The following is a 25084-nucleotide window of genomic DNA, read 5'->3' on the forward strand; positions in this document are numbered from 1 at the left end:
GATTCGAACCATCGAAGGCAGTGCCGGCAGATTTACAGTCTGCTCCCTTTGGCCACTCGGGAACCCCTCCAGGGTGTTTTTTCCTAACTCATAATGGATAGGCTAAAGAGATGTTTTTCCCAACGCATCTCTCAAGTGCGGAGCGCATCATAGCAAACACGCTAAACCTGTAAAGGGTTTTTCTTATGGTTTTGTGTTAAATGCTGCCTTTTTGGGCAAAGATGGCGAAAAGTACGCATATTGCTCGTGAAGTGAACATCTGTACTAAGGTTTACGTACTGATAGGTAACACCTTGAGGTGACTGGCTTTCTGTATTGTGTTCAATGTTTCTAAAACATGATGAAACGTAAATGGAATTTAATCTAGATTTACACTTCTTGACGTTACAGCATTCATCAGTTGATAGAATACGGTTAATTTCATTTATAGATAATAATACCTATCGTAGTAAGTAACTTGTCATTCTAGCTTGCTAAAATGCTCGAGAACAGCGTCAGATATTTTGATTGTAGAATAACTACTTATCGAAACTATCTGTTGAAAAGAGCTGCCTTGTTCTCAAGCTTTTCCCTAAGCTATTTCTGACCACTTACTCACTGTGATTGGTATAAACTTACTTGCAGACCATTATTATGAAGCATAAATCTGTTTTAACCCTGCTTAGCTTGTCTATTCTTATGGCGTCTCCAGCCGTACTTGCTAAGCGTATGGGCCCTAGCGCTGTCACTGTTGTTACTGAGCAGGTTGATATTCACCAAGTTAGCCAATCTCTTTCGTTGGTCGGTAAGTTAGAAGCCGAGCAATCGGTAATGATCACTTCTGAAGTGGCTGGCAGAGTGGACTCTATCAACATTAAAGCCAATCAAGATGTCACTAAAGGGCAGATGTTGGTTCAGCTTGATGACGATAAAGCGAAAGCGGCGGTTGCAGAAGCACAAGCTTATCTAAAAGACGAGCAACGTAAGCTAGCGGAATTTCAACGCCTAGTGAAACGTAACGCGATCACGCAAACTGAAATTGACGCTCAGAAAACGAACGTAGAGATTGCCAACGCTCGTTTAGCTGCTGCAAATGCCAATCTGAAAGATCTTCACATCAGCGCGCCATTCTCGGGCACTGTTGGTTTTATCGACTTTAGCCGCGGTAAAATGGTGACAGCAGGTACTGAACTCGTGACCCTAGATGACCTATCGGTAATGCAATTAGATCTGCAGATCCCGGAGCGCTACCTTTCTAAACTGTCTAAAGGTATGAAAGTAACGGCTCGTACTAGCGCATGGGGCGACACTCAGTTCACTGGTACTGTAGTAGGCATCGATTCTCGTATTAACGCTGAAACCTTGAACCTTCGAGTTCGAATCCACTTCGACAACAATAATGATTATCTAAAGCCAGGCATGCTAGTGGCAGCGGACATGGACTTCCCACCAGTAGAAGCGCCAATCATTCCCGTTCAAGCGCTTGAGTATTCAGGTACGAAGCGCTTCGTTTATGTTATTGACGAAGATAACAAAGCAACTCGTACAGAAGTATTCCTTGGGGCACGTATTGATAACGAAGTCGTGATCGACAAAGGCATCGAAATTGGCCAGAAGATCGTGGTGCAAGGTATCGTGAATATGCGTGACGGTGTCTCGGTTCAAGAGCTTACTGTTAATCGCCCGGCTGATGCTGCAAGCGATAAAAAAGCACAAGAAGGCGCTAACTAATGTTGTTATCTGATGTTTCTGTAAAGAGACCAGTAGCGGCCGTCGTATTGAGCCTACTATTGGTTGTGTTTGGTATTGTCTCTTTCAATAAGCTCGCAGTTCGTGAGATGCCAGATATTGAAAGCCCGGTAGTATCGATCAGTACTCGCTATGAGGGTGCGTCTGCCACCATCATTGAAAGCCAAATAACCTCCAACCTTGAAGACCAGTTATCCGGCATTAGTGGTATCGATGAGATCGAATCCACAACGCGTAACGGTATGTCGCGTATCACGATTACTTTTGAGCTTGGTTACGACCTCAATACTGGTGTGAGTGATGTTCGTGACGCCGTAGCTCGTGCGCAGCGTTCATTGCCCGATGAAGCCGACGACCCAATTGTTTATAAGAACAATGGTAGTGGTGAAGCCTCTGTCTACATCAACTTAAGTTCGACGGAGATGGACCGAACGCAGTTAACCGACTACACCGAACGTGTGTTGATTGACCGCTTTAGTTTGATCTCGGGCGTGAGCTCAGTGGATATCTCAGGTGGCTTGTACAAAGTAATGTATGTGAAGCTGAAACCTGCTCAGATGGCGGGTCGTGGCGTGACTACCTCGGACATCACTTCTGCTCTGAACAGTGAGAACATTGAAAGCCCAGGTGGTGAAGTACGTAACGATGCGATTGTGATGTCGGTTCGTACTGCTCGTTCTTACACTGAAGCGGAAGATTTCGAATACCTAGTCGTTAAACGTGCCTCTGATAACACACCTATCTACTTAAAAGACGTAGCGGATGTTTACATTGGCGCAGAAAACGAGAACTCGACCTTTAAGAGTGACGGCGTTGTTAACGTAAGTATGGGTATTGTGCCTCAGTCAGATGCGAATCCACTTGAGGTGGCAGACTTAGTTCATAAAGAAGTCGAAGCAATTCAAAAGTTCTTGCCTGATGGGACTCGTTTGGCCGTCGACTATGACTCAACTGTGTTTATCGACCGTTCGATCTCTGAGGTTTACAGCACGCTCTTTATTACGGGTGGCTTGGTTATCCTTGTGCTTTACATCTTTATTGGTCAAGCACGTGCAACACTTATTCCTGCGGTAACCGTACCTGTATCTCTGATCTCGTCGTTTATTGCCGCGTACTACTTCGGTTTCTCTATCAACCTGATTACCCTGATGGCACTTATCTTGTCGATCGGTTTGGTGGTAGATGATGCGATCGTGGTGGTTGAGAACATTTTCCACCATATTGAACGTGGTGAGTCACCGCTGCTTGCTGCCTATAAAGGTACTCGTGAAGTAGGCTTCGCGGTAATCGCAACAACGCTTGTATTGGTAATGGTATTCCTACCAATCTCGTTCATGGACGGTATGGTTGGCCTGTTGTTTACCGAGTTTTCTGTATTGCTCGCGATGTCGGTGATCTTCTCGTCGCTAGTCGCATTAACGTTAACGCCGGTATTAGGCAGTAAAATTCTAAAAGCGAACGTTAAACCAAATCGCTTTAACCTGTTTGTCGAGCGCGTATTTGGCAAGCTTGAATCTGGTTACCGCGCGGTGTTGCGCCGTGCTCTAAACTGGCGTTGGGCTGCTCCAATCATCATTATCGCGTGTATGGGCGGTAGTTATGGCTTGATGCAACAAGTGCCGTCGCAACTGACGCCACAAGAAGACCGTGGTGTTATCTTTGCGTTTGTTCGTGGTGCCGATGCAACCAGTTACAACCGTATGTCTGCCAACATGGACATCGTTGAAGAGCGTTTAATGCCATTGCTTGGTCAAGGCTTCTTGAAGTCATTCAGTATTCAATCACCAGCGTTTGGTGGTAATGCGGGCGACCAAACGGGCTTCGTAATCATGATCCTAGAAGATTGGGATGAGCGTGACGTTACCGCACAAGAAGCGTTGAACGAAGTTCGTAAATCGTTGAACGGCATTCCAGATGTGCGTGTATTCCCGTTCATGCCGGGCTTCAAAGGTGGTTCAAGTGAGCCTGTTCAATTCGTACTTGGCGGTTCTGATTACTCTGAACTTCAGAAGTGGGCAGAGCTCTTAAAACAAGCGGCTGAAGACTCTCCAATGATGGAAGGCGCGGACATTGATTACTCTGAGAAAACACCAGAGCTATTGGTAACCGTAGATAAGCAGCGTGCAGCAGAGCTAGGTGTTAGCGTTTCTGACATTTCAGATACGTTAGAAATCATGCTTGGTGGCCGCAGTGAAACGACCTTCGTTGATCGTGGTGAAGAGTACGACGTGTATCTGCGTGGCGATGAAAACAGCTTCAACAACGCGAACGACTTAAGCCAAATCTACATGCGAACTCAGTCTGGTGAGCTAGTTACACTCGATACGCTGACGCACATTGAAGAAGTGGCATCATCGATTCGTTTGTCGCACTACAACAAGCAGAAATCGGTGACCATCAAAGCGAACCTAATGGAAGGTTACACGCTAGGTGACGCGCTCGATTTCCTTGATGAACAAGCGATTGAACAGCTACCGGGTGATATTTCAGTGAGCTACTCTGGCGAGTCAAAAGACTTCAAAGAGAACCAATCAAGTATCTTAGTGGTATTTGCGCTAGCGATGCTGGTCGCGTACTTGGTACTGGCCGCGCAGTTTGAAAGCTTCATTAACCCACTGGTGGTGATGTTCACCGTACCTATGGGTATCTTTGGTGGCTTCTTAGGCTTGGTGCTGATGAGTCAAGGGCTCAATGTCTACAGCCAGATTGGTATGATCATGTTGATCGGTATGGTAACCAAAAACGGTATCTTGATCGTTGAGTTTGCTAACCAACTTCGTGACCGTGGTATTGAGTTTGAAAAGGCGATCATTGATGCTTCGGCTCGACGCTTACGTCCAATCATGATGACGGCATTCACGACACTAGCCGGTGCAATCCCATTGATTACTTCAACGGGCGCAGGCTATGAAAGCCGAGTGGCAGTGGGTACGGTTATCTTCTTCGGTATGGGCTTCGCGACATTGGTTACTCTGTTCGTTATCCCTGCGATGTACCGACTGATTTCTGGCTCAACACGCTCTCCGGGTCACGTGGAAGCGGAACTTAATAAAGAGCTTAGCCATGACAACGTGGGAAGAACCTCTCACGGTTAGTTGGTAAAACTAAGGGCTAGACTATAGAAAGTTGTTATAGCCCTTAAGTTTAAAGCTTGATAAAGAAAGCCCAGTAACTGGTGTCCAACTATTGGAGGCAGTTACTGGGCTTTTTGTTTGCTAAATATTGATGATTGAAAGTAGGAATGCGTTCAATCGAAAATAAAACTTCGCTCAGGATACGAACTCTTATTTGGTGTCCAATTTCTTAACTCTTTTTCGCTTGGCGAGCTTCAAACGCGGCCAATTGTTCAGGCGTCGCTTTCGGTTGATGGTTAGCTTTCCATTCATCGTAAGTCATGCCATAAACACGTTCACGTGCATCGTCTAAATCTAAATCGACTCCCATCAATTCAGCTTCTGCTGCATACCATTTGCTAAAGCAATTTCGGCAAAAGCCAGCCAAAATCATTAGGTCGATGTTTTGCACGTCTTTATTGTTGTCTAGATGAGATAATAGGCGACGAAATGAAGCGGCATCTAGCTTGTCTTGTTCTTCTTGAGTTAGTTGCTTGTATTTGAATTCAGCCAAAACTCTTTCCTTTTCAAGTTAATGATTATCCTTAATTAGAGTCTACACGGCTGCGAGATTGACGCCAATACTCATTCATTGGTTTGAGTATGTACCCCTCAGATTTCTAGGTTCTTATAGGATAAGAAACCATAACTAGACCGGTCGGTCTGTGTTGTGTATTATTCATTCAACACTTCAAATTAGACAATCAGATCATTGAAGCAGTAAACCGGAGAGAGGAGATCAAAGCATGACATTAGCATTTGAAACATACTTGGCTATTGGTTTATCGATGGCACTGTTAAGCCTTTGGAAAACCTATTCAGGGCCTGCTATTGCCGCGTTTCTATCTTACTCCTACCCAGAAATGCTGTTGTTTAATTTAATCCCAGCGATGATTGCTGCGTATGCAGGTTGGAAAATTGCTCCCGTCTATTCAACTTTATTTAAGAAACAAAAAGGCGCTGTCTTTAAACCAAAACTCAGAAAATTCATGAAAAAATGGAATCAATACGGCCAACTGTCGATGGCTATTTTGGCTCCTGTCTTAGTCGGAATTCCGAGTTATACCTTTGTTTCGAAACGATTGAATCAAAGTGGCGTGAAAACATTTGGCATGCTGACATTGTCTATTTTAGGCTGGAGTAGCTTGGCTTATAGCTGTTTCGCATTCCTAGATGTTGGTCAGTATGTGGCGATAGAGAATATTATTCCCGAGTCTGTTCTTGAGAATATTCAGCAATAAATAGATTAATTTACACAATTTTCATCGCGCGAAACGCAGTCTAACTCCTAACACGTGACGTGTTCATGTTGTTTCGTCGCCATTGGCGATTTGAAAGCTTGTCCCCCTAGATATCCTCATTGAGCTCTCGCTCGGTTTTAAGTACCAAACACTTCAACGACTCATTCAATGATCAAGTCATCTATATCTATACTGATACTTAAATCGGCTCTTACCGGTTCTTGGAGTATCAGTAACGGTCTCCCCAAAACTTGTCGAGCGTTCGCGTTTTAACCCTTCACTAATCAGATCTATATTTCAGCGGCCAATTCGTTTCATCTTCGAATATGTAAACCGATCAGTCTAATCCTGACAAAGTTGACAATATTCTGACTAGACCGGTCGGTTTGTTGCGTTTATTATGTATACAACGTCGAGACGACATAACTTTAAACGGTGAATTGCATATGAATAGATCAATTATTATTGCTGGTTCGAGTGGCTTAGTTGGACGAGAAACGCTGAGCACTTTATTAGGCAGTCAGAATATCAGTACTGTTTACGCACTGTCTCGACGTGAACTCAATACGCAGCATCAGAAATTGAAGCAGATAATTGACAGTAATCTAAGTGTTCCTGCAATCCATTTAAATTCAGATCTTCCGGACGTTGGGATTATCGCTTTAGGTAGCACGATTAAAAAATCGGGTACCAAAGATAAACTTCGTGCAATTGATGTTGACCTAGTCGTGTCGACCGCAGCAAACATGAAAGATCTTGGAGTTAAGCACTTAATCGTCGTGTCATGTCTTGGAGCTGATAGTAAAGCTCGCTCGCATTACCTTCGCTGCAAAGGGGAGATGGAAAATGACGTTGAATTACTTGATTTTGAGAAAACGACTTTCCTACACCCGGGCCCGTTAGCAGGGGATCGACAGGAGAAGAGAACTGACGAAAAGTTACTTCAAGGTGCTCTTAAGGTACTTAAGCCGATGATGATCGGCAGAATGAAAAAATATCGACCAATTCAAGCATCGAATATTGCAAACAGCATTTTGGTTCATTTGACATTTCCGAGCTCAAGAAAGGTGGAGAGATTAGATTCTCTCGACATGATGAAGCTAGCGTCTTAGACCCATCTCGGTATGAGCGAGTACCTGCGATGTTTAAACCTGAATGTAGGAAGAGATACCAATGAGATACAAAGTAACATTTTTGTTGATGACTCTTGTGATGGCAGGGGAAGCGTTCAGTCACGATCTAAAAGTCGAGTCTTCGCAGGCGCAATTTGAATCGTGGGCATTCGATGATTATCGAATGGTCGCAGAAAATACTCGCACATTATGGTTTGTCGACTATTACGATATTAGTCACTTGAAAAGCAAAGAAGGTGATAGCGCACTTCTATTGACGTTTACGCCTGAGAAGTTAACACAAGAAAAAGTAACAACAGCCACTATTGAGGCGCTGGAAGAGTCAAACCCAGGCATTAATATGAAAGACTCAAATATCCAAAAACTAGTGGATAGCCTATCCATGCCGCTCATTAAAGGCGATGTGATTGCCATTATCTACAGAGGGGAAACGATGCAGATTCAATATAACAATGACGTTGTGTATCAGGCTAAAGCCTCTTCAAAACAGAGTGTTGCTTTAAGGAATATCTGGCTAGGTGAGACCCCTGTTGATGATTTGCTATAACAGCCAACTTAAAGTGGGGCAATTTCCTCATGATAATGGTGTTAACTTTGCCATCGTTCGTTGCTATGAGTGGAGAAAATATGATGACGAGAATTGAGAAAGCTGAGTACAGAGAGTTTGCGAAGGGACTTAAGTATGAGTTGGTATTTCGAAACTTAGGTAAACAGGTATTTTCTGAACTCAAACATAACCCGCCAGGCAGTATGACAGCAAACAGCTTGGACTTGCTCAGTAAAATGGAGCAACACAATACCATTGTGATGAACCCTGTCCGCAAACAATACGGTGTTGATAGCACTATTCATTGTAAAGATAAGTTTTTTGCTAAAACAGTGACGTTGTCTTTGAAAGTGATGCCATATTTAGGGGCGAGATATTTAGAGGGCAGCGCAGAGCGATTTGTTCATCAGCTTAAGGATATTCAAGCATTCAGCCCAGTCGGTTATGAAAAAGAAATGACTTATATGGTAGAGCATGAAAAAGCGCTGTATGGGTACTTAGTCCATTTGAATGATGGTGACCTAAAGCGCGCCCACTCAGTTCTTGAAGACTTTGTTTCCGATCATAATATTCAATAGATTTGATTGTTTCGTTTTGTCTTCAATCATTTTCAAACTCTAAAGAGGTTATCTATGAAAAAACTGTCTTTAATTGCTTTGTGTGTTCTGCCCATTCTAGGTTGCGAAACGACCGTTGATCAGAACGCTCATCAATCTCAACTAAATGCCGTTGATGAGAGTGTGCTCATTGTTGATAAAAACGCTGAAGATAACGGGTTAGATAAAGTGTTAACTATCGACCATTCTCGATTAGCTGAACAGGCAAATGAATATTTAGCACCAAGTCGAGTGGACTTTTATACCGACGACCAGCTGAATACTCAGTTGCTCAAAGACAGTTTACAAGTAGGGCTCGATTTACCATTTCGTGTTTTGAATTATGTTGAAAATGGCGAGCAAAAAGTAATTTATACCGATGCTCAGTTTATTCAAAAGCGACACGGAATAATGGATAACGAAGCCCTTGAGCAGTACGCAGAAAAAACGGCATCGCTAACTAATGAGCTAGATAACATTGCACCAGTTCAGAGCGAAGGCTTAACAAAGAACTACGGCATTGAAACATTAGTATCAGAGTATGATTTTGAAACGACACTGAACAATATTAAACGAGATGTTCTTGCTCAAGGTGACACGGTTTGGTTTATGAACTGGGATTTTAAGGCTAGAGCAGAAGCGATTGGTGAGTCATTACCTAATGCGACCCTGCTCGTTTTTGGTGGACCAGCGCCAGGTGCAAAAGCAATGACCGATTTCCCAAGTATTGGATTGGATGCTTTTGGCCAAAAAGTATTAGTGACTGAAGAAAACGGTCAAGTGACGGTTGCTTACAATAATATTGTCGACATGTCTGAACTCCATTATCAGGACAATGCAATTTCTCATAAGGTCATCAACTTTCGATTGGGTAAAACTCTCGGCGGTGCGGTAGAAAAATAATCTATCGCCTTACGATTTATATCGATAATTAACATCTAATTAATTCACATTAATAAAAAGCCATGTTTTTAAAATTATGGCGTGGCTTTTTATTGCCTAAAAACAACGGCTAATTTAATAGCCTAATTTTAACACTGCCATTTTGGCATTGAAATTTAACCATTGGAATATCATGAAAACACAACTTTTAACATTATCTTCTTTATTTGTTATTTCTTTTTCTAGTGTAGTATCTGCAAACGATACAACGAATTCAGAAAATGTAGAACAAGAGGTACAAGCTGAAAATAATTATCACAATCAAGATGTCAGAAATGTTCAGAGTAGTATTAAAGCTGGATACGATACACAAGAGTTTGATCGATATGACGTGAATATAATAGGCGTTGAAGCTACCTACGGTATTAATGATAAAGCTAGCATCGGTTTAAGCTACGATACTCTTGATATTGACTTTGGTAATGATAAATTAAATGACCATTATGATAGAGAAGATGTCATTACACTATCTGGCCAATACAATATTTCAAATAACATTGTTATTGATGGTGAGTGGAATATCTCTGGAGACTACGACAATCTTACCGTCGGTGGTAACTACGTCGCTGATGCTGGCTTTGGTGCATGGAACGTGGGTGCCAACTATTCAACGGGTGATGTGAGCGACGGCTTTGACCTAGAAGCGGGCGTTTTGGTGCCATTTGGTAACATGTATTACCGCGGTGATTTTACTTACTTCTTGGATTCTGATGTCGACACTGTGTTTGAAAATGCGCTGGGTTGGACTAACGGCAATGTTGATGTGAATGCATCCGTAACTATGTATGAATTTGACGATACCTCTGTTGGTATTGAATTCGGTTACTATTTCTAAGTCGTAGGTAGATGAAATGAAAATCTTCAGTAAAAATAGTTCGATCAAGCTTGCGGGTATCCTGTTACTTGCCCCAATTCTTAGCGGTTGTGTCGGTAGCAATTTCACGACTAAAAAGTTAATGGAGTTCAACATAAAGGTTGTTGATAACCGCTATGCACGTGGCGGTGTTAACTTCTTATTGGTACCCGTTTATGGCTTTACAACATTGGCAGATTACTTCGTTGTTAACTCAATTGAGTTCTGGACGGGGTCAAACCCTTTCGACGGCACTCCGCATATCTTTGATAGTAAAGTCGAGACAATGATTGATATTAATAGCGATCTTGATCCTTCATTGCGTGATGCACCGATTGATCCTCTGACGTACCACAACATTGAAGACAGTCACATAAGAACCATTGACGAAAATACTATTGAGATGGAAGTGACTTATGTTGACGGCACTTCTTCAACGGTAACCGGCGTGAAGGAAGGTGCAAACGTTAAGTACTTTGTTGATGGTGAGTTTGTCTCTGAAACCTCTGTAGAGGTGTTATCAGAAGCATTTGAAGTGAGCTCATAATCATCCATTGTTAAAGTGAACTTTATTGTTCGCCTATTATTTCTAAATATTTACGATTAATAATCAAGCTTTCAGGATATTAATATGAATCAATTTGGCGTGACTGGTTTTATTGTAAAAAGTAGCCTTACTAAAAAGAATATTCAACCTGTCGATGATATGTCTTATCCGGGGTGTAGTTTTTTAGTGCAAACAGATAATTTTCTAGTGTCATGTTGTTCATTAGATAAATATATTGATAATGCGTTTGAAACTCTGTTTAACACAAAAGGTAAAGTTAAACTGGAAGGATTTTTGTTTGTAGATACTTATAGTGATAATGCGTCTTTGTCTGTAGTGACAAAAATAACACAGTGATAGCGATTAATAAGTGTCTTAATAGGGGCTTGTTATAAAGAAAAAGGACGAAGTTAACTTCGTCCTTTTTGTTATTGTAAACTTGTTAGTTAATGTACCTAAGCCAGTTCACCCGTTTGCGAGAAAGCTTCTAGCTTCGCTGCATAAGGTTGTAGGTCTCCGATATTCAGATTTACCCACTCGTCATTGAAGTAAGTGTCTAGGTAACGCTCACCACTGTCACACAGTAAAGTCACGATAGAACCTTTTTCTCCACGTGCTTTCATTTCACTGGCTAGCTGAAGCACACCGTACATGTTAGTCCCGGTTGATGCGCCAACCTTGCGGCCAAGAATGTCAGATAACCAATGTGTCGTTGCGATACTTGCTGCATCTGGAATTTTGCGCATTTCGTCAACCACACCAGGAATGAAGCTTGGCTCTGCTCGTGGGCGACCAATGCCTTCAATCTTGCTGAATGTACTGCCTTTCACGTTCGCATTGCCTGTTTGGAAGTATTCGTGGAATACAGAGTTTTCAGGGTCGACAACACAAAGCTTAGTTTCATGTTGTTGGTAGCGAATGAAACGGCCAATCGTCGCTGAAGTACCGCCAGTACCTGGGCTCATTACTACCCAAGCTGGAACTGGGTGATCTTCCATCTGCATTTGATTGAAAATCGAGTTCGCGATGTTGTTGTTACCACGCCAGTCGGTTGCGCGCTCAGCGTAAGTAAATTGATCCATGTAGTGACCATTCAATTCTTCTGCTAAACGGCGAGACTCATCGTAAATTTCATCTGAGCGGTCAACAAGATGCGCTTGGCCGCCGTAGAATTCAATCTGCTCAATCTTCTTCTTCGCTGTGCATTTTGGCATTACTGCAATAAACGGCAGGCCAAGTAGGCGAGCAAAGTACGCTTCAGATACCGCGGTGCTACCCGATGAAGATTCAATGATTGTTGTTTCTGGACCAACCCAACCGTTACAGATAGCGTATAAGAAGAGAGAACGCGCTAAACGGTGCTTTAAAGAGCCTGTAGGGTGTGTGCTTTCATCTTTAAGGTAAACATCAATGCCTTCGATACTTGGTAGATCGAGCTTGATAAGGTGCGTATCCGCTGAGCGTTGGTAGTCCGCTTCAATTTTACGAATCGCGTTGTTAATCCATTGATGGTCAGTGCACATAAGCGTTCTCCTGATCGAGTGTAGGAATTCTTTGTAATTGGTATGGTTCTAATTTATCCATAATCGGAGAGAAAAACTTTGCCATATTTGCTTTGTTTTGCTTAAATTGTAGAAAATTATTCTCTTTAAATGCGATTTGGTGAAAGTGTGATAGATGCCGTAGATAAAAAAATATTAGGGTTACTGCAAGAAGACAGCACCCTGTCATTGAACGATATTTCTGAAGCGGTCAATCTCACCACAACGCCTTGTTGGAAAAGGCTTAAGCGCCTCGAAGAGAACGGCATTATTGAGAAAAGAGTCGCACTGCTGAACCCAGAAAAACTGGATCTTTCCTTTACTGCGTTCGTATTAGTGAAAACCAGTGATCATTCTCATGAGTGGTATGGTCGTTTTGTGAATACTGTGTCGGAATTTCCAGAAGTGATGGAGTTCTATCGCATGGCTGGCGAATATGATTATATGATGAAGGTTCAGGTTAAAGACATGAAGTGCTTTGATGATTTCTATAAGCGCTTGGTGAATAGCATTGATGGTATCTCCAATGTGACCTCGACGTTTGCGATGGAACCGTTGAAGTACACGACAGCATTGCCGCTTTAAGCTGCGCCTAGTAATAGATTAACTATCGCTTTAGTTTAGATATCTTCTCAGTTTAGATCTCGCCTCTGCGATAAAGAAAAGGATTATTCATGTTTGCAAAAGTATCTACCGCTATCCAGCTAGTATTGGCGGTCGCCATTTTTTACTTGGGTTACACCATCTACTCGTTTACCAATAAAGTCGGTGAAATCGTTGATACTTACCCGCAAGTTATCGAAGACATATCGGGCCTCACCAAGGGGCTTAAAGTAGAAGAGCTATTAGCGCTTGCAGAACATGTCAGCGATCTTGCTCCTCAGGTATTAAACACTGTCGAAGAAGTTAGAAAGACGATCGATGACGTGAATCAAACCGTAGCCTCGGTCGACAACAAAATCCCTGCGATATTAGATGAAGTCAAAAATGTTCGAACGGAAGTCGAGCAGGTAAGAACCGATGTTATTCCTCCAACATTAACTGAATTAAAGAGATACCGCGTAGACGTAATGCCACCAATGCTCGCTGAAAGTAAGTCTTACCGCGAACAGACTATTCCTGTCATCGTCACGGAATCTGAAATGCTACGAGCGGAAGTCCCAGGTATTTTGGCACAAGCTAATTTGTTAGCGGATAAGAGTAAAGAGCTCGCTCAGGGAGCCGCAGAGGGCGCGGTGAAAGGCGTAGTGTTATCGCCATTTAACTTACTGCGTGACGCAGGTGATGGCATCAAAACGCGAGTACAGAGCGAGTTTGAGCCAACATTAGAAGTTGAGTAGGTTTTATTGATTTTTATGTGACGGGTTGTCTTAAGCGTCATTAAAGAAAGAGGCTAGGTATTGAACCTAGCCTCTTTTTGTTTGTGCGTATTTGGGGCTTGTAAGAAGCGTTTATTCGCTATTTATTTGAGCGCTACTTAGTAAAACGCATCACACCTTCTTGTACTGCTGTTGCTACGAGCTCACCTCTCTGGTTAAAGATCTCGCCGCGCACTAGGCCGCGAGTGTTCGCCGCCGTTGGGCTTTCAATCGCATAAAGCAGCCATTCATCCATTTTGAATGGGCGGTGGAACCAGATTGAATGGTCAATCGTTGCTACTTGGAAATTTGGCGTCATGATAGAGACTTCATGCGGGTGAAGCGCCGTCACCAAGAATCCCCAGTCCGAAGCGTAAGCAAGCAGGTATTGGTGAATCAATTGGTTGTCTGGCATCGCACCATTTGCTCTTACCCAAAGGTATTGTTTCGCTTCCGTCTTCTTAGGTTTCAGTGGATTTACCACCGTCACCGGGCGCATTTCAATCGGCTTTTCGCCACAGAAGGTTTTGCGCAGTTTCTCTGGTAGGAATTCCGCAATGTGGCTCGCTAATTCTGTTTCTGAGGCGAAGTTCTCTGGTCCAGGAATGTCAGGCATTGAAATCTGGTGCTCAAAACCTGGCGCATCGCCATGATAAGAAGCGGTGAGATAGAAAATAGGGCGGCCATTTTGAATCGCTTTTACACGGCGTGTGCTAAAGCTGCGTCCATCTCGTAGGTTCTCAACATCGTAAATGATTGGCTTTTCAGGGTCGCCGGGAAACAGAAAATAACTGTGGAACGAGTGAACGCTACGGTCGTCTTGAACGGTATAACGAGCAGCAGAAAGCGCTTGTCCCAATACCTGACCGCCGTATACCTGTGGTAGGCCTAGGTTCTCACTTTGCCCACGGAATAAACCTTCTTCCAGTTTTTCTAGCTGAAGTAAACTTAGTAATTCTTGTAAAGGTTGACTCATCGCCAGCATTCCTCTTCGTAAAATGGGTGTCAGATTATGGTGTTAATCATTTAGCTTAGTCAGATATCTGTCAATAAATCATAGGGTTTCAAGACAGAATATGAAAGCTCTCTTATAATTGGTGGGTAGATTTGCCGAGTCCGGCAAACATGTTGAGAGAAATTGAATATGAAAAAGGCTCTAATTCTTATTACGTCTTTAGTATCGTTTGGCCTACTTGTTGGTTGCCAAGCAACATCAGAAACGAACGCTTCTCAGGAAGTGGTTGCAGAGAACACTCAAGTGATTTCAGGAACAGTAAGCTACCGTGAAAGAATTGCATTGCCAGAGAATGCCGTGGTGACTGTTACGCTAGAAGACATCTCACTTGCTGACGCACCATCGACAGTTATCGCAACTCAAGAGTTCACCACTGACGGTAAGCAAGTGCCGTTCGCATTCGAGCTGAGCTACGACAATAACAAGATTAAAGCTAACCACCGTTACAACATGCGCGCAACGATTCACGTTGACGGTAAACTGCGCTTCACTACTGACACTATTAAGTCAGTAATTACTGATGTAGAAAATACACAGCAAGCAGACCTACGTTTGGTTGGTGTTCGTTAATCAGAAATCGATGCCACTGTTAAGGCATCTTGATTGGCTTAACTTAGCCAGTTGAATTAGCGATTAGTGGCAGCTCTAGGGCTGCCATTTGTATTTTCTGAGATTAATCTTTCCTGCATCACTCACCTCAACCCCTTCTTTAACTAAATGCTGCTTTTGTCGGTCGAACGAATCACCCTTTAAAGATATTTCACCCTTGCTGTTTATCACTCGATACCAAGGCAGTTTGCTACCTTCTGGCAGGTTACCCAGCGCTTTACCAACATGGCGCGCATAGCCCGGAAATCCTGAAAAACGTGCTATGTCTCCATAAGTTGTTACTTTTCCATATGGAATTTGGTGAATCACAGCAAAGATTTGGCTCAAAAATTGGTCCATACTAAATGTTCCTAGTTCATAAATACCAATCACAGTAAGTAAGTGTTCAAAAATAGCGCAGGGAAAAAGCTTGAGAGCAAGGCCGCTCTTTTTGATAAGAAGTTTTGATAAGTAGTTATTCTACAATCAAAAAATCTAACGAAGTTATCGAGTTTTTTAACAAGCTAGAGTGACCAGTTAATTACTACGATTGGTATGGTACCACGGATCGGTAGAAGGAGAGGGCTATGGTATTTACAACGTTTCAGTTCTTGATCACCACATTATTAGCGGTTGTTTGCGCGAGAGCAATCAGTTTAAGTGAGGGAGATATCCCAGTGCTTGCAATGGTAATTCCTGCTTTATGGATTTTACCGCAGGGAGGCATAGCAGGATTAGCTTTGCTTGTTTCCATGACCACTTATGGTCTAACCCTTCCTTTGCAGCCCATCACGCTGTCTGTCAGTGCGTGGGTACTGTTCCCGCTATTGATGGTGGTCTTCTCAAGACGCAGTAGTTTGTCGGTCGTGATTATTTCCGGCTTGATTGTGACGACTTTGCAGGTCGGGATCATGGTCACGCAATCAGCAGGCAAGCTTGAAGGCGTCCCATGGGTTACCACACTTCAAACCTTATCAATCATCGTGATTTGGTGGGCGGCAAATCACCTTAAGCCTGCCAGCCGACACAGCTGGTGGTCATTAGGCTTAATACTTCCATTATGGATAGCCGATTTACCATATGCTGCTTTGGTGGCCTTGTGTATAACGGGCATCATGGCATCGATGGAAACGCTGACGCGCTTGAAAACCTTCCGCTGGAATAAACTACTGTGTTGGACACTGCCAACGGTCGGTTTTGCGGCTCTGGTGATTACTCCAAGCATCGAAGTACCAAGCCCAGTCTTTGTGGTGTGGTTGTGTCTATTAGGTACAGCCTGGATGACAGACTACATCATTCGCACAGAAGATAACGAAGACATCGATATCTAGTTCTACTGCAATCCAAATCTTCCAAATGCGGGTAAATGGTGAATTTACCTGCGATTTTCTAATGGTTTGAATAAAGGATAAGCACTTAGACCGCAATTGTTCAAAAATAGGGTGGAAGGGCTTGCAATGGTTGCTGTGATGCTTAATAATCCAATCACTCTTTGAGGCAAGCCTCTTAGAAAACGAATCTATGGGGGCCTGGTCCTCCCGCAACAATAGCTCGTGAACTCGGTCAGGCCTGGAAGGGAGCAGCCGCAGCGAGTGACTTGTGTGCCGGGATGTGGCTGGGTTCCCACCCCTTGAAAAAGCCGCTCTTAACGAGCGGCTTTTTGCTATCTGCAGTTTGACTTTTTCTTGTTCAAGAACGTTTCATCTTTCTTAATTCGCAGGCAGCACAACAGCCGACGCTTCTTCCTCTGAATCTTCTTTGTCTTCTACTTGGTCAGCAACCCAATCAATTGTCTTTGTTAGATAGAGCTTGTTGGTTTCGGTGTCACACCAACTTTTTGATAACCCTCTTCGATTGAATTCACTGCCAATAGCTGCGAGTGTTTGGTTGCTTGAACGCCCGTAATACAAGGTGTCGCACAGTTGCAGGTTCGACATCGATTGCGGGTATGTGTTAACCGACGAGGAGTTCATGCTCAGTGCTTTTGATTGGTTATGAGTGCACCCTGTTAGGCTCAGGAAAAAGAAAAGGATCAGTGTATTTTTCATGTTGTATCAGGTCTGTTGCCGATGATTTGAAGACAGTATTGGCGTGTATGATTAAATTATTGTCAATTTTTTGCCAACTAGTTATAGACCAAGACTTTCCTCCCAGTTAGAAAGCGTTATTAAGCCAACGACAAAAACGGTATTAACAAACAAAAGCGCAATTTTGTACAAAAGTTGAAGGAGACTATAGAGTAGACTGATAAGTCGCTCGATAATCAACAGGCTTGGGAATTGTTATGGAGAACAAGAAACACTCTAAAGAAAAGGCCGAATATAAGATAACCGAAGAGCTCGGTGGCCTTGAAATTCTTAATGCTGAATACGAAAAGCAGAACTTCTCGCGCCATAGTCACGAGGGCTACACGCTGGGAGTTATCGAGCAGGGCGCTCAGCGTTTCTATCGAACTGGCGGGCATCATATTGCGCCACAAAATGCGATTATTCTGGTCAATGCCGACGAAGTTCATAGCGGTCACTCTGCTACTGAAGGCGGTTGGGCGTATCGAGCCATGTATCCACTCCCAGAACAACTTGTCAAGATCACTCAAGAGCTTAACCTACCGAATTACGGCGCGCCTTACTTCCCAAGAGCGGTTGTTGAAGACCCTGAACTCGCCAATCAATTGAGGTTGGTCTTTAACACGATTGATGAATCTGACAATCGCTTGTTAAGAGAAACCTTGATGTACGGGATGTTGGTTAAACTGATTAGCCGACACGGAAAATCGCCGCTTAACCCTCAACTCGACGGAAAAACTCAGCGCCAGCTTGTCTTGGTGAAAGAGTTCTTAGATGATTTTCCACAAGCCGATGCGTCCCTAGAGGAGCTGTCTAAGTTAGCGGCATTGAGTCCGTTTCACTTAGTGCGTTCTTTTCAAAAAGAGTTTGGTCTTCCGCCACATGCGTATCAAATCCAATCTCGGTTAAGGCTTTCGCGTAAGTTATTGAAACAAGGGCATACCATTTCAGACACCGCGCAAGAGTGTGGCTTTCACGACCAAAGCCATTTTCATCGACACTTCAAAAAGGCCAATGGCTACACGCCGGGGCAATACATTAAAATGCTCTAAATCGGACACCTTAATTGGTTCGCGAAATCGAGCAAGTTTGTACAATCGAACCGACTCCACTCTTCTTACATTGAATAGCGAATGTAAAGAGAGAAAAGAATGATATGGATAGTGAAACAATGGATATACGAACACAGTTATGGAAAGGCGTTTTAGCGGGAATGCCTTTGAGTATTGCGGTAATCCCTTGGGGAATTCTAGCCGGTTCATATGCGATAGATGCCGGATTGAATCAACTTCAAGCGCAAGCGATGTCGGCTATTTTGTTTGCTGGCTCAGCGCAACTTGTCGCTGCGGGTATGTTCAAAGCGGGTATTGGTTTAGGCACTATGTTGTTGACCACACTGTTCATCACCTCAAGACACTTTCTGTATAGCGTATCGATGCGTGACAAAATCAGCCATCTTCCTGCGCGTTGGCGTCTATTACTCGGATTTTGGCTCACCGATGAGCTGTTCGCGATTTGTAGTGGGCAGTCTCAGAAAGAATTTAATCGCTGGTATGCTGCGGGTGTAGGCGGCGGTTTTTATCTCGTTTGGAATATTGCGAGCTTTGTCGGCATTGTCGCGGGAAGCCAAATTCCTTCGCTTAATGAGATTGGGCTCGATTTTGCGGTCGCAGCAACCTTTATCGCTTTGGTGTTCCCATTAATCCGAACTCTACCCGTCGTGGTGTGTGTTGTGGTTTCATTGGTCACTTCGGTTGCCATGTCGGTTAACAATATTGAGGGCGGGCTAATGATTGCAGCGATCGCCGGTATGTTAGCGGGCTTTTTCAGCGAGTCGTTCCAAGAGCGAAACAACGGTAACAAGACAATCGTGGAGGGGAAATAGAGATGATTTGGTTAACGATATTCCTCATGACTGCGATTGTTTTCTTTAGTCGGTATCTGTTTCTTGAGCCAGCAATCCCGCTTCGATTAAATCAAACCACGCGTCGCCTGTTACGCTATTCAAGCCCAGCTGTGCTTACCGCAATTTGGGGGCCGATTGTATTTGCACCAGAACAAACATTTTGGCCAAGCCTTGAAAATCCTTACTTGATAGGTGCGTTGGTGACTGGCTTGCTGATTTGGAAAACAGGCAATGTGCTACTGACTATCGGCGTCAGCATGGCGGTGTTTCTGTTCTATAACCTTGTCGCAGTTGATTACCTTTTCTCGTGAGCTTCAACGTCAACTTAGGCTTTGTGTTTCTCCTATTATTTAAGGGCTGGATAAATATGATTACTTGTTATGTTCGATATGTGATTGATCCTAAAAAGGTAAATGAGTTCGAGACATACGCAAAAATGTGGATTCCTCTGGTTGCTAAATTCGGGGGCCAACACAATGGTTATTTCTTACCGTCGGAAGGGGCGAACAATATTGCCTTAGCACTGTTTACCTTTGAAAGTCTGGCTGCCTATGAAGAATATCGGGTTAAGTCGCTGAGCGATGCTGAGTGTATTAAAGCGTTTGAATTTGCAGACGAAGTTGATTGCATCGTGAGTTATGAACGCAGTTTTTTTAGACCTGTTTTAGAGTGATAGACCTTGCAACGTATAGCGTGGTGGCATCTAATGTACTGATTCACTGTTTGTGTGTTTAGGTTTTGGTAAGGAGTTAGTTTGGCTAAGAAATATTATGTGGTTTGGAAAGGTCGCACACCGGGTATTTTTACCACTTGGAACGAGTGTAAATCCCAAGTCGATGGCTTTGCAGGGGCGAGATATAAATCGTTTCCAACACTAGGTGAGGCTGAGTCTGCTTTCGGTGGTAAAACGTCGTCTGCGTCAGGTTCTACAGCGACAAAGCCAAGCTCTGCGGGTAAGGCGACGAAAGTGAAGGTGCCGCCTCTTTCGGAGCAGCAAATCACAGATATGCCTTTTGATATCAAGATCTTTACCGATGGTGCTTGTGAGCCAAATCCTGGTGAAGCGGGGACGGGTTTAGCGGTATACCAAAACAACCAATTAACAGAATTGTGGTATGGCTTGTATCAGCCTGTTGGTACCAACAATACCGCCGAGTTACATGGGCTTAAGCAAGCGTTTATTCTCGCGAAAGAGAAGTTAAACGCAGGCCTCTCTGTTGCGATTTATTGTGACTCTAAGTACTCAATTGATTGTATTACTAAGTGGGCAACGGGCTGGGAGAAAAAGGGCTGGACTAAGTCGGGCGGCGAGATCAAAAACCTCGATATTATTAAGCCTGCGTATGCGCTTTACCAAGAACTGGCTTCAAAAATCACCATCTACCATGTGAACGGACACGTTGGTATTGAAGGTAACGAATTGGCCGATAGAATGTCGATTGTGGCTATTTCATCGAAAGAGCAGGAGCTAGCTCAATATCGTGACATCGAAGATATTGAGTCTATTTTGGCACTTCGAGCCGGCTAGCTAGGCTTCTTAATGAAAAGCTAATGAAAGTTACTGAAAGCATAAGTTGCTACCATTAAGCAGTGCTAAGTTGAGCGTTACATTTCAAATCAATGTAGCGCTCTTTTGATCTTGTGGTGCTCAGTCGTTTTTGTGAGGCATAGCTGTCTGAGTTAATCCTTATTGAGCTGGGTTCTCTATCCAACGAGATAATTGCTGAGCTTGTTTGATCGAATTAAAACTGTCTTTAACTCTCTCACGTGCCTTTAACCCCATCGATGCTTTATCGTTACTGCTTAGCTGCGCGAAACGCTCAATCGCTTCTCTTAATTCTTCCACGTTCTTTTCGCTAACCACAAAACCTGTCTCTGGTGAGACGATCTCTTTGCATCCCATGATGTTGGTCGTAATGACGGGTGTGCCTACGGCCATCGCTTCTTTTAAAACCAGTGGCCCTGTATCCACACACCCAGTTTCTGAAAAACAGAAGGGCGCGATTAGGCTGTCATAATTCGATAGTTTTTCTTTGACCCACTCGTGAGGTTTAGCGCCAAGAAATGTCACGTTTCGAGTGAGCCCTTGCTCTTTGACCTGCAATTTTAACTGTTGCTCTAAATCGCCAGTACCGATGATATCGAGATGAATATCGAGAGGTTCGGCAATCGGCGCTAATGCATCAATAAGATGGTGGATGCCTTTTTGCTCGACTAACCGGCCAAGGAAAACAAAGCGAAGTTGCTTCGTTTCGGTTTTTGGGTTGAGTTGGAATTGTTTGGTATTGACTCCGCAGTGCAGGAGCTTAATGTTTCCTTTTGCCATGGTGTTGAAGTCAGCGAGCATGTCTTTACATACTGCAACCACAAAATCACTCGATGAAATCTTATGTTCAATATCATAAGCGAACTCGTAAACATCATGACCATGAGCAACGAACGAACAGGTGATATTCAGCAGCTTTGCCGCGACGATGGCGTGAGCTGTGGTGTGCTGACAGAAATGCGCATGAACGTGTTCGACGTCGTTTTCCGCGAGTTGCAGCGCTAATTTAAACCCATAAGCGAACAGTGACTTTTTGGGCATACTGGTTTGCTTGGAAACAAAGGATACCGCCCGGAGAAAGCCAAACCAATTGATGCTGGCTATCTTACCCGCCCGAACATCCTTACCAATTTTTATGATGTCATAGTCAAATGACTTTTCACTCTCTTCTATCTCAAATGCCATCACGCAAACATCGTGTCCACAAGCTTTCACTGAGTCGACTTCTGTTTGAATGAAGGTCTCACTGAGTACAGGGTAGGTTGGCGCCACAAATGCTACTTTCTTCATTTTTTGCTCCTTTGACTAATGCTATTAAAGTCAAATAAGCAAAATACGAACCAAGATAAAATCGTAGTTTTGGAGGGCTTTTCGATGGTTTTCCGAAGGTTACCCCCCAAGAAGTCGCTCATTTTCTCAAATTGATAATCAAATTGGAGTTTTGACGCTCATGTCTGATCACCCTGTTCGTCATTTTGAGAGTGTCTGCGTAGGCGACTGATCTAAAAGTGATTTCATAGCAATACACTCTCGGCATAGAACATGCAACGTCAGCCATATAACGTATAATTCTGAGGGCGTCATTATGGCTAAAGTAAGTGTTGTTATCCCTACCTACAACTGTTTGGATTACCTGCCGAAGGCAATTGGCAGCGTACTTAAGCAGACTCATCAAGACGTGGAGTTGATCATTATTGACGATAACAGCAACGATGGAACGTCGACGTATCTCGCGTCAATCCATGATGAACGCATCATTAAATTATCCACTTTGGGTGTTGGCGCGCCTCAAGCTAGAAACCTAGGGATTGAAAAGGCGACCGGTGAATACATCGCTTTTTTAGACGCGGACGACTTCTGGTTTCCAGAAAAAATTGAGCGCCAACTCGAATTTCATCAACGATACCCAGATCTCGCGATGAGCTTTACTAACTACGAACACCTTACTGAAGATTACCAAGTGATAGTCGACTGCTTTAGTTACTGGTCGCAGTTTCAAGACCAAGACGATCTGTTCATCAATATCGAGAACCCGTTGGAGTTCATCATTGAAAACAATGTGATTGGAACATCGACGGTCATGGTAAAAGCGGATGTGTTTTCTCAAACAGACAGTTTCAATGCTGACATTAAGTATGGGGAAGATTGGGAACTGTGGCTTCGAATGAGTGAAAGCCATCAGATCGGTGTGTTGAACTCCGTGCAGGTTGGTTACTTGATGAGAGCGAGTTCCGTTACCCAAACTGAAAGTCTTAAATTGAGAAATTTGCAGTCTATCGAAACCATTCTTCAACGTTACCAAGATGACTGTCTGAGATGGAACTTACCGACGTCCAGCTTCAAAATCGCAAAGGCGAGAATACTGGAAGGCTACGCTGACTATTACCGAGGCTTACAACAAAACCGATTGGCCATTTCATACAGTATCCGCTCGCTAGTTTTGGCTCCGCAAAAACGAACGTTACGACATCTTCTTGGAGACTGTAAGAGTTTCCTAATGCCTGCATTGTAAGGAATAGGTGTCTGCTATGGGGTCACTAAAACAGTCTGCCTATTACGCCATTGGCATTGTGATGATGAAAGGTATCTCGCTCGTGATGATCCCCTATATCACTCATAAGATGACGTTGGCTGAATACGGTTCTTTAGAAGCCATCGTCTTGTTGGCTGACATCGGGACGATCTTATTTAGCTTTGGCATTGTTGAAGCCATGTATCGATATGTTGGCGTTGCTGAGGGTGAAGAAAAGAGAAAGCTGGTCTCGAACTGTTTCACGTTGAGTGTCTTGGTCTGTGTGCTTGGAGGGGCTTTAATTGCTCTTAGTATGCCGTTGTTGTTACTGATGCTTCCCGTCGAGTTCCAACCTTATCAGATTCTACTTCTGTTAATACCGACCATGTTAGATGGTGCGATTTCTATCCCGCTAACACTGATGCGAATGAATGCGATGGCTAAGCGCTTTTGCATGCTCAATGTAATGAAGGCGAGTGTGCAAGCTGTTATGACGTTTGTACTGCTTGAAGCGGGTTATGGCATTGATGGCGTGCTGATTTCTGCTGCTGCTTCCAGTGTACTATTGATGTTGTGTCTCGTTAGCTATCAATGGCAGCAGATGGGCAGCTTAGGTTGTTTTCAATATTCAGCAAAGATCTTGAAATTTGGGTTACCAACCTTGGTTGGCGGTGCCTCTATTTACATGATCACCGGGCTAGATCGCTGGGTGATGGCAAGTTTTGTTGGGGTTGAGGAGTTAGCCGTTTATGCGGTTAGTGGTAAGTTTGCGCTAATTCTAGGCTTGCTGCTGCAACCTTATGCGCTTTGGTGGTTTCCAAACCGAGTCGCCATGCTTCAGCAACCCGGCGGCAGAAAAATGTGTGCAGACAGAGCCTTAGTCGGAGTTAACCTAGCCATAGTGTTAGGGGGCTTGATGATCTTAACTGTTCCAGGCTTCATTTCTCTTATTTTACCAAGCAGCTATCATCAGGCTGGGGTTATTGTGGTCGCACTGCTAGCGATTGCGGTTATTAAAAGTGCGGGAGACTACCTCAACTTAGGCTGTTTCAGTGGAGACTCAAGTCAATCACAGATGTGGATACAAAGTAGTTGTGCGGTATTGGCTGCCATAGGCTATTTTGCGGTAGCGCCTATTTATGGAGTGTGGGGTGTTATCACTGTTCTTTGCGTGACTTATATTGTGCGACTCATGCTTTTGTATATTGTAAGCCAAATGATGGAACCGTTGCCTTACGAGCATAGCAAGTGGGTCATGGCAGTCAGTATCGCATTAGTGGCGATAGTTAGTGATCAACTTTTGGGGTTGGTTTTGGTTGATGTTCATGACTTTATTCTGGGTTCTGCTGTTGGTTTAATCACGCTGGTGGTCTTTGTGAAATACTCGGTGATCGTTATCCCCCAGGCTCTACTTGATAAGCTCACACCGGGAAAGCATTCGCACGCAAACTAAATAAAACACTGTTCATTATTGGCTGGGTTAGATAGTATTTATAAATTCAATGAATGCTAACTATGGAAAGATATATGAATAAGTGGATTGTACTTTCAGCGTTTTGCTCAACTCTATCGTATGCTTCTGCTGAGCTTGTCAGCCAAGATTTATTGTCTCACCATTTTGATGCCCCAGAGCTCTCATCTCTGGAAACGCAACACAGCGTTTGTAGCAGCCTTGTCTGTAGTTCAATATCCGAACCACAATCAGTTTCTTCTGCGGGGGATTTTCCTGAACGCGAATCGAACCCAACGATAGATACGATAACCAGCGCAATCTACTTCTTGGGTGAAATGGGCGTTGCTGAAAACCTATCGACTCCAGAGTATGAAAAATTCTTTGAGAACTAGCTGAGAG

At 43.6% G+C, this 25084-nt stretch carries 28 protein-coding genes and 1 other RNA gene; 23 read left to right on the top strand and 6 right to left on the bottom strand.

Annotated elements, in window-relative coordinates; all coding sequences use genetic code 11:
* The first annotated feature begins 633 nt into the window (after window positions 1–633).
* Together MSG34_RS10910 and vexH are read left to right on the top strand one after the other, a co-directional pair.
* Window positions 634–1710, top strand: a complete 1077-nt coding sequence (locus MSG34_RS10910) for an efflux RND transporter periplasmic adaptor subunit (protein ID WP_248337375.1) — start codon at window positions 634–636, stop codon at window positions 1708–1710.
* On the top strand, window positions 1710–4823 hold the full coding sequence (gene vexH / locus MSG34_RS10915) for a vibriobactin export RND transporter permease subunit VexH (RefSeq protein ID WP_017062023.1): 3114 nt from the start codon (window positions 1710–1712) through the stop codon (window positions 4821–4823). The genes MSG34_RS10910 and vexH overlap by 1 nt, the downstream gene beginning before the upstream one ends.
* 208 nt (window positions 4824–5031) lie before the next feature.
* Here the strand turns inward: vexH and MSG34_RS10920 are convergent, their stop codons facing one another.
* Window positions 5032–5355, bottom strand: a complete 324-nt coding sequence (locus MSG34_RS10920) for a DUF1244 domain-containing protein (RefSeq protein WP_017094028.1) — start codon at window positions 5353–5355, stop codon at window positions 5032–5034.
* Between the two features lie 232 nt (window positions 5356–5587).
* On the opposite strand from MSG34_RS10920, the gene MSG34_RS10925 reads away from it, so the two are divergent.
* The 8 genes from MSG34_RS10925 to MSG34_RS10960 all read left to right on the top strand — a co-directional run bounded on the left by MSG34_RS10925 (window position 5588) and on the right by MSG34_RS10960 (window position 11057).
* Window positions 5588–6082: a hypothetical protein gene (locus MSG34_RS10925; RefSeq protein WP_048614791.1), complete on the top strand. Its 495-nt coding sequence runs from the start codon at window positions 5588–5590 to the stop codon at window positions 6080–6082.
* 446 nt (window positions 6083–6528) lie between these two features.
* Complete coding sequence (locus tag MSG34_RS10930; protein ID WP_248337377.1) at window positions 6529–7194, top strand: NAD(P)H-binding protein; 666 nt, start codon at window positions 6529–6531, stop codon at window positions 7192–7194.
* Window positions 7195–7255: 61 nt separating this feature from the next.
* Window positions 7256–7762, top strand: a complete 507-nt coding sequence (locus MSG34_RS10935; RefSeq protein ID WP_248337379.1) for a chalcone isomerase family protein — start codon at window positions 7256–7258, stop codon at window positions 7760–7762.
* Between the two features lie 80 nt (window positions 7763–7842).
* Complete coding sequence (locus MSG34_RS10940; RefSeq protein ID WP_228012682.1) at window positions 7843–8340, top strand: hypothetical protein; 498 nt, start codon at window positions 7843–7845, stop codon at window positions 8338–8340.
* A 54-nt stretch (window positions 8341–8394) separates the two neighbouring features.
* Entirely contained in the window at window positions 8395–9261 is an 867-nt protein-coding gene (locus tag MSG34_RS10945) for a DUF302 domain-containing protein (protein WP_193840515.1), read from the top strand.
* A 172-nt stretch (window positions 9262–9433) separates the two neighbouring features.
* Window positions 9434–10135: a hypothetical protein gene (locus tag MSG34_RS10950; RefSeq protein WP_193840516.1), complete on the top strand. Its 702-nt coding sequence runs from the start codon at window positions 9434–9436 to the stop codon at window positions 10133–10135.
* 16 nt (window positions 10136–10151) lie between these two features.
* Complete coding sequence (locus tag MSG34_RS10955) at window positions 10152–10700, top strand: DUF3332 family protein (protein WP_248337381.1); 549 nt, start codon at window positions 10152–10154, stop codon at window positions 10698–10700.
* Window positions 10701–10784: 84 nt separating this feature from the next.
* Window positions 10785–11057 carry a hypothetical protein gene (locus MSG34_RS10960; protein WP_048616802.1) on the top strand — a complete coding sequence of 91 codons (273 nt, stop codon included), beginning with the start codon at window positions 10785–10787 and terminating at the stop codon, window positions 11055–11057.
* 98 nt (window positions 11058–11155) lie between these two features.
* On the opposite strand, the gene MSG34_RS10965 is transcribed toward MSG34_RS10960, so the two are convergent.
* Window positions 11156–12223, bottom strand: coding sequence for a PLP-dependent cysteine synthase family protein (locus MSG34_RS10965; protein WP_017064069.1), 1068 nt, complete (start codon window positions 12221–12223; stop codon window positions 11156–11158).
* Window positions 12224–12352: 129 nt separating this feature from the next.
* Here MSG34_RS10965 and MSG34_RS10970 point away from each other — a divergent pair, with 129 nt between their 5' ends.
* Together MSG34_RS10970 and MSG34_RS10975 are read left to right on the top strand one after the other, a co-directional pair.
* A complete protein-coding gene (locus MSG34_RS10970) occupies window positions 12353–12826 on the top strand; it encodes an Lrp/AsnC family transcriptional regulator (RefSeq protein WP_017062025.1) in 474 nt (157 codons plus the stop codon).
* An 89-nt stretch (window positions 12827–12915) separates the two neighbouring features.
* On the top strand, window positions 12916–13581 hold the full coding sequence (locus tag MSG34_RS10975) for a hypothetical protein (protein ID WP_065584123.1): 666 nt from the start codon (window positions 12916–12918) through the stop codon (window positions 13579–13581).
* A 133-nt stretch (window positions 13582–13714) separates the two neighbouring features.
* On the opposite strand, the gene tesB is transcribed toward MSG34_RS10975, so the two are convergent.
* A complete protein-coding gene (tesB, locus tag MSG34_RS10980; protein WP_248337383.1) occupies window positions 13715–14575 on the bottom strand; it encodes an acyl-CoA thioesterase II in 861 nt (286 codons plus the stop codon).
* A 168-nt stretch (window positions 14576–14743) separates the two neighbouring features.
* Here tesB and MSG34_RS10985 point away from each other — a divergent pair, with 168 nt between their 5' ends.
* Window positions 14744–15184, top strand: a complete 441-nt coding sequence (locus tag MSG34_RS10985) for a YbaY family lipoprotein (protein ID WP_029222253.1) — start codon at window positions 14744–14746, stop codon at window positions 15182–15184.
* A 75-nt stretch (window positions 15185–15259) separates the two neighbouring features.
* Here the strand turns inward: MSG34_RS10985 and MSG34_RS10990 are convergent, their stop codons facing one another.
* On the bottom strand, window positions 15260–15562 hold the full coding sequence (locus tag MSG34_RS10990; protein ID WP_248337385.1) for an MGMT family protein: 303 nt from the start codon (window positions 15560–15562) through the stop codon (window positions 15260–15262).
* Between the two features lie 227 nt (window positions 15563–15789).
* Between MSG34_RS10990 and MSG34_RS10995 the strand changes: the two genes are divergently transcribed.
* Complete coding sequence (locus MSG34_RS10995) at window positions 15790–16533, top strand: hypothetical protein (protein ID WP_017058953.1); 744 nt, start codon at window positions 15790–15792, stop codon at window positions 16531–16533.
* Between the two features lie 196 nt (window positions 16534–16729).
* Window positions 16730–16826: signal recognition particle sRNA small type (ffs, locus tag MSG34_RS11000), an RNA gene on the top strand.
* Between the two features lie 85 nt (window positions 16827–16911).
* Here the strand turns inward: ffs and MSG34_RS11005 are convergent.
* A complete protein-coding gene (locus MSG34_RS11005; RefSeq protein ID WP_017084570.1) occupies window positions 16912–17250 on the bottom strand; it encodes a hypothetical protein in 339 nt (112 codons plus the stop codon).
* Window positions 17251–17486: 236 nt separating this feature from the next.
* Between MSG34_RS11005 and MSG34_RS11010 the strand changes: the two genes are divergently transcribed.
* From MSG34_RS11010 to MSG34_RS11030, 5 genes are all read left to right on the top strand, one after another.
* A complete protein-coding gene (locus MSG34_RS11010) occupies window positions 17487–18320 on the top strand; it encodes an AraC family transcriptional regulator (protein WP_248337387.1) in 834 nt (277 codons plus the stop codon).
* Window positions 18321–18424: 104 nt separating this feature from the next.
* The gene (locus MSG34_RS11015) at window positions 18425–19153 is read left to right on the top strand and encodes an AzlC family ABC transporter permease (protein ID WP_248337388.1); all 729 of its coding nucleotides are present in this window, start codon (window positions 18425–18427) and stop codon (window positions 19151–19153) included.
* 2 nt (window positions 19154–19155) lie between these two features.
* Window positions 19156–19485: an AzlD domain-containing protein gene (locus MSG34_RS11020; RefSeq protein WP_050634769.1), complete on the top strand. Its 330-nt coding sequence runs from the start codon at window positions 19156–19158 to the stop codon at window positions 19483–19485.
* A gap of 56 nt (window positions 19486–19541) precedes the next feature.
* Window positions 19542–19847: an NIPSNAP family protein gene (locus MSG34_RS11025; RefSeq protein WP_017089641.1), complete on the top strand. Its 306-nt coding sequence runs from the start codon at window positions 19542–19544 to the stop codon at window positions 19845–19847.
* A gap of 81 nt (window positions 19848–19928) precedes the next feature.
* The gene (locus MSG34_RS11030; RefSeq protein WP_248337389.1) at window positions 19929–20702 is read left to right on the top strand and encodes a ribonuclease H family protein; all 774 of its coding nucleotides are present in this window, start codon (window positions 19929–19931) and stop codon (window positions 20700–20702) included.
* 159 nt (window positions 20703–20861) lie between these two features.
* Here MSG34_RS11030 and MSG34_RS11035 read toward each other — a convergent pair whose 3' ends face one another.
* On the bottom strand, window positions 20862–22010 hold the full coding sequence (locus tag MSG34_RS11035) for a glycosyltransferase family 4 protein (protein WP_248337390.1): 1149 nt from the start codon (window positions 22008–22010) through the stop codon (window positions 20862–20864).
* Between the two features lie 295 nt (window positions 22011–22305).
* Between MSG34_RS11035 and MSG34_RS11040 the strand changes: the two genes are divergently transcribed.
* The 3 genes from MSG34_RS11040 to MSG34_RS11050 all read left to right on the top strand — a co-directional run bounded on the left by MSG34_RS11040 (window position 22306) and on the right by MSG34_RS11050 (window position 25077).
* A complete protein-coding gene (locus MSG34_RS11040; protein WP_248337391.1) occupies window positions 22306–23232 on the top strand; it encodes a glycosyltransferase in 927 nt (308 codons plus the stop codon).
* A gap of 16 nt (window positions 23233–23248) precedes the next feature.
* Complete coding sequence (locus MSG34_RS11045) at window positions 23249–24685, top strand: oligosaccharide flippase family protein (RefSeq protein ID WP_248337393.1); 1437 nt, start codon at window positions 23249–23251, stop codon at window positions 24683–24685.
* 74 nt (window positions 24686–24759) lie between these two features.
* Complete coding sequence (locus tag MSG34_RS11050; RefSeq protein ID WP_017631015.1) at window positions 24760–25077, top strand: hypothetical protein; 318 nt, start codon at window positions 24760–24762, stop codon at window positions 25075–25077.
* The last annotated feature ends 7 nt before the right edge of the window (window positions 25078–25084 follow it).

The organism is Vibrio sp. 1CM2L (genome assembly GCF_023161695.1).
Classification (GTDB): Bacteria; Pseudomonadota; Gammaproteobacteria; order Enterobacterales; family Vibrionaceae; genus Vibrio; species Vibrio coralliirubri.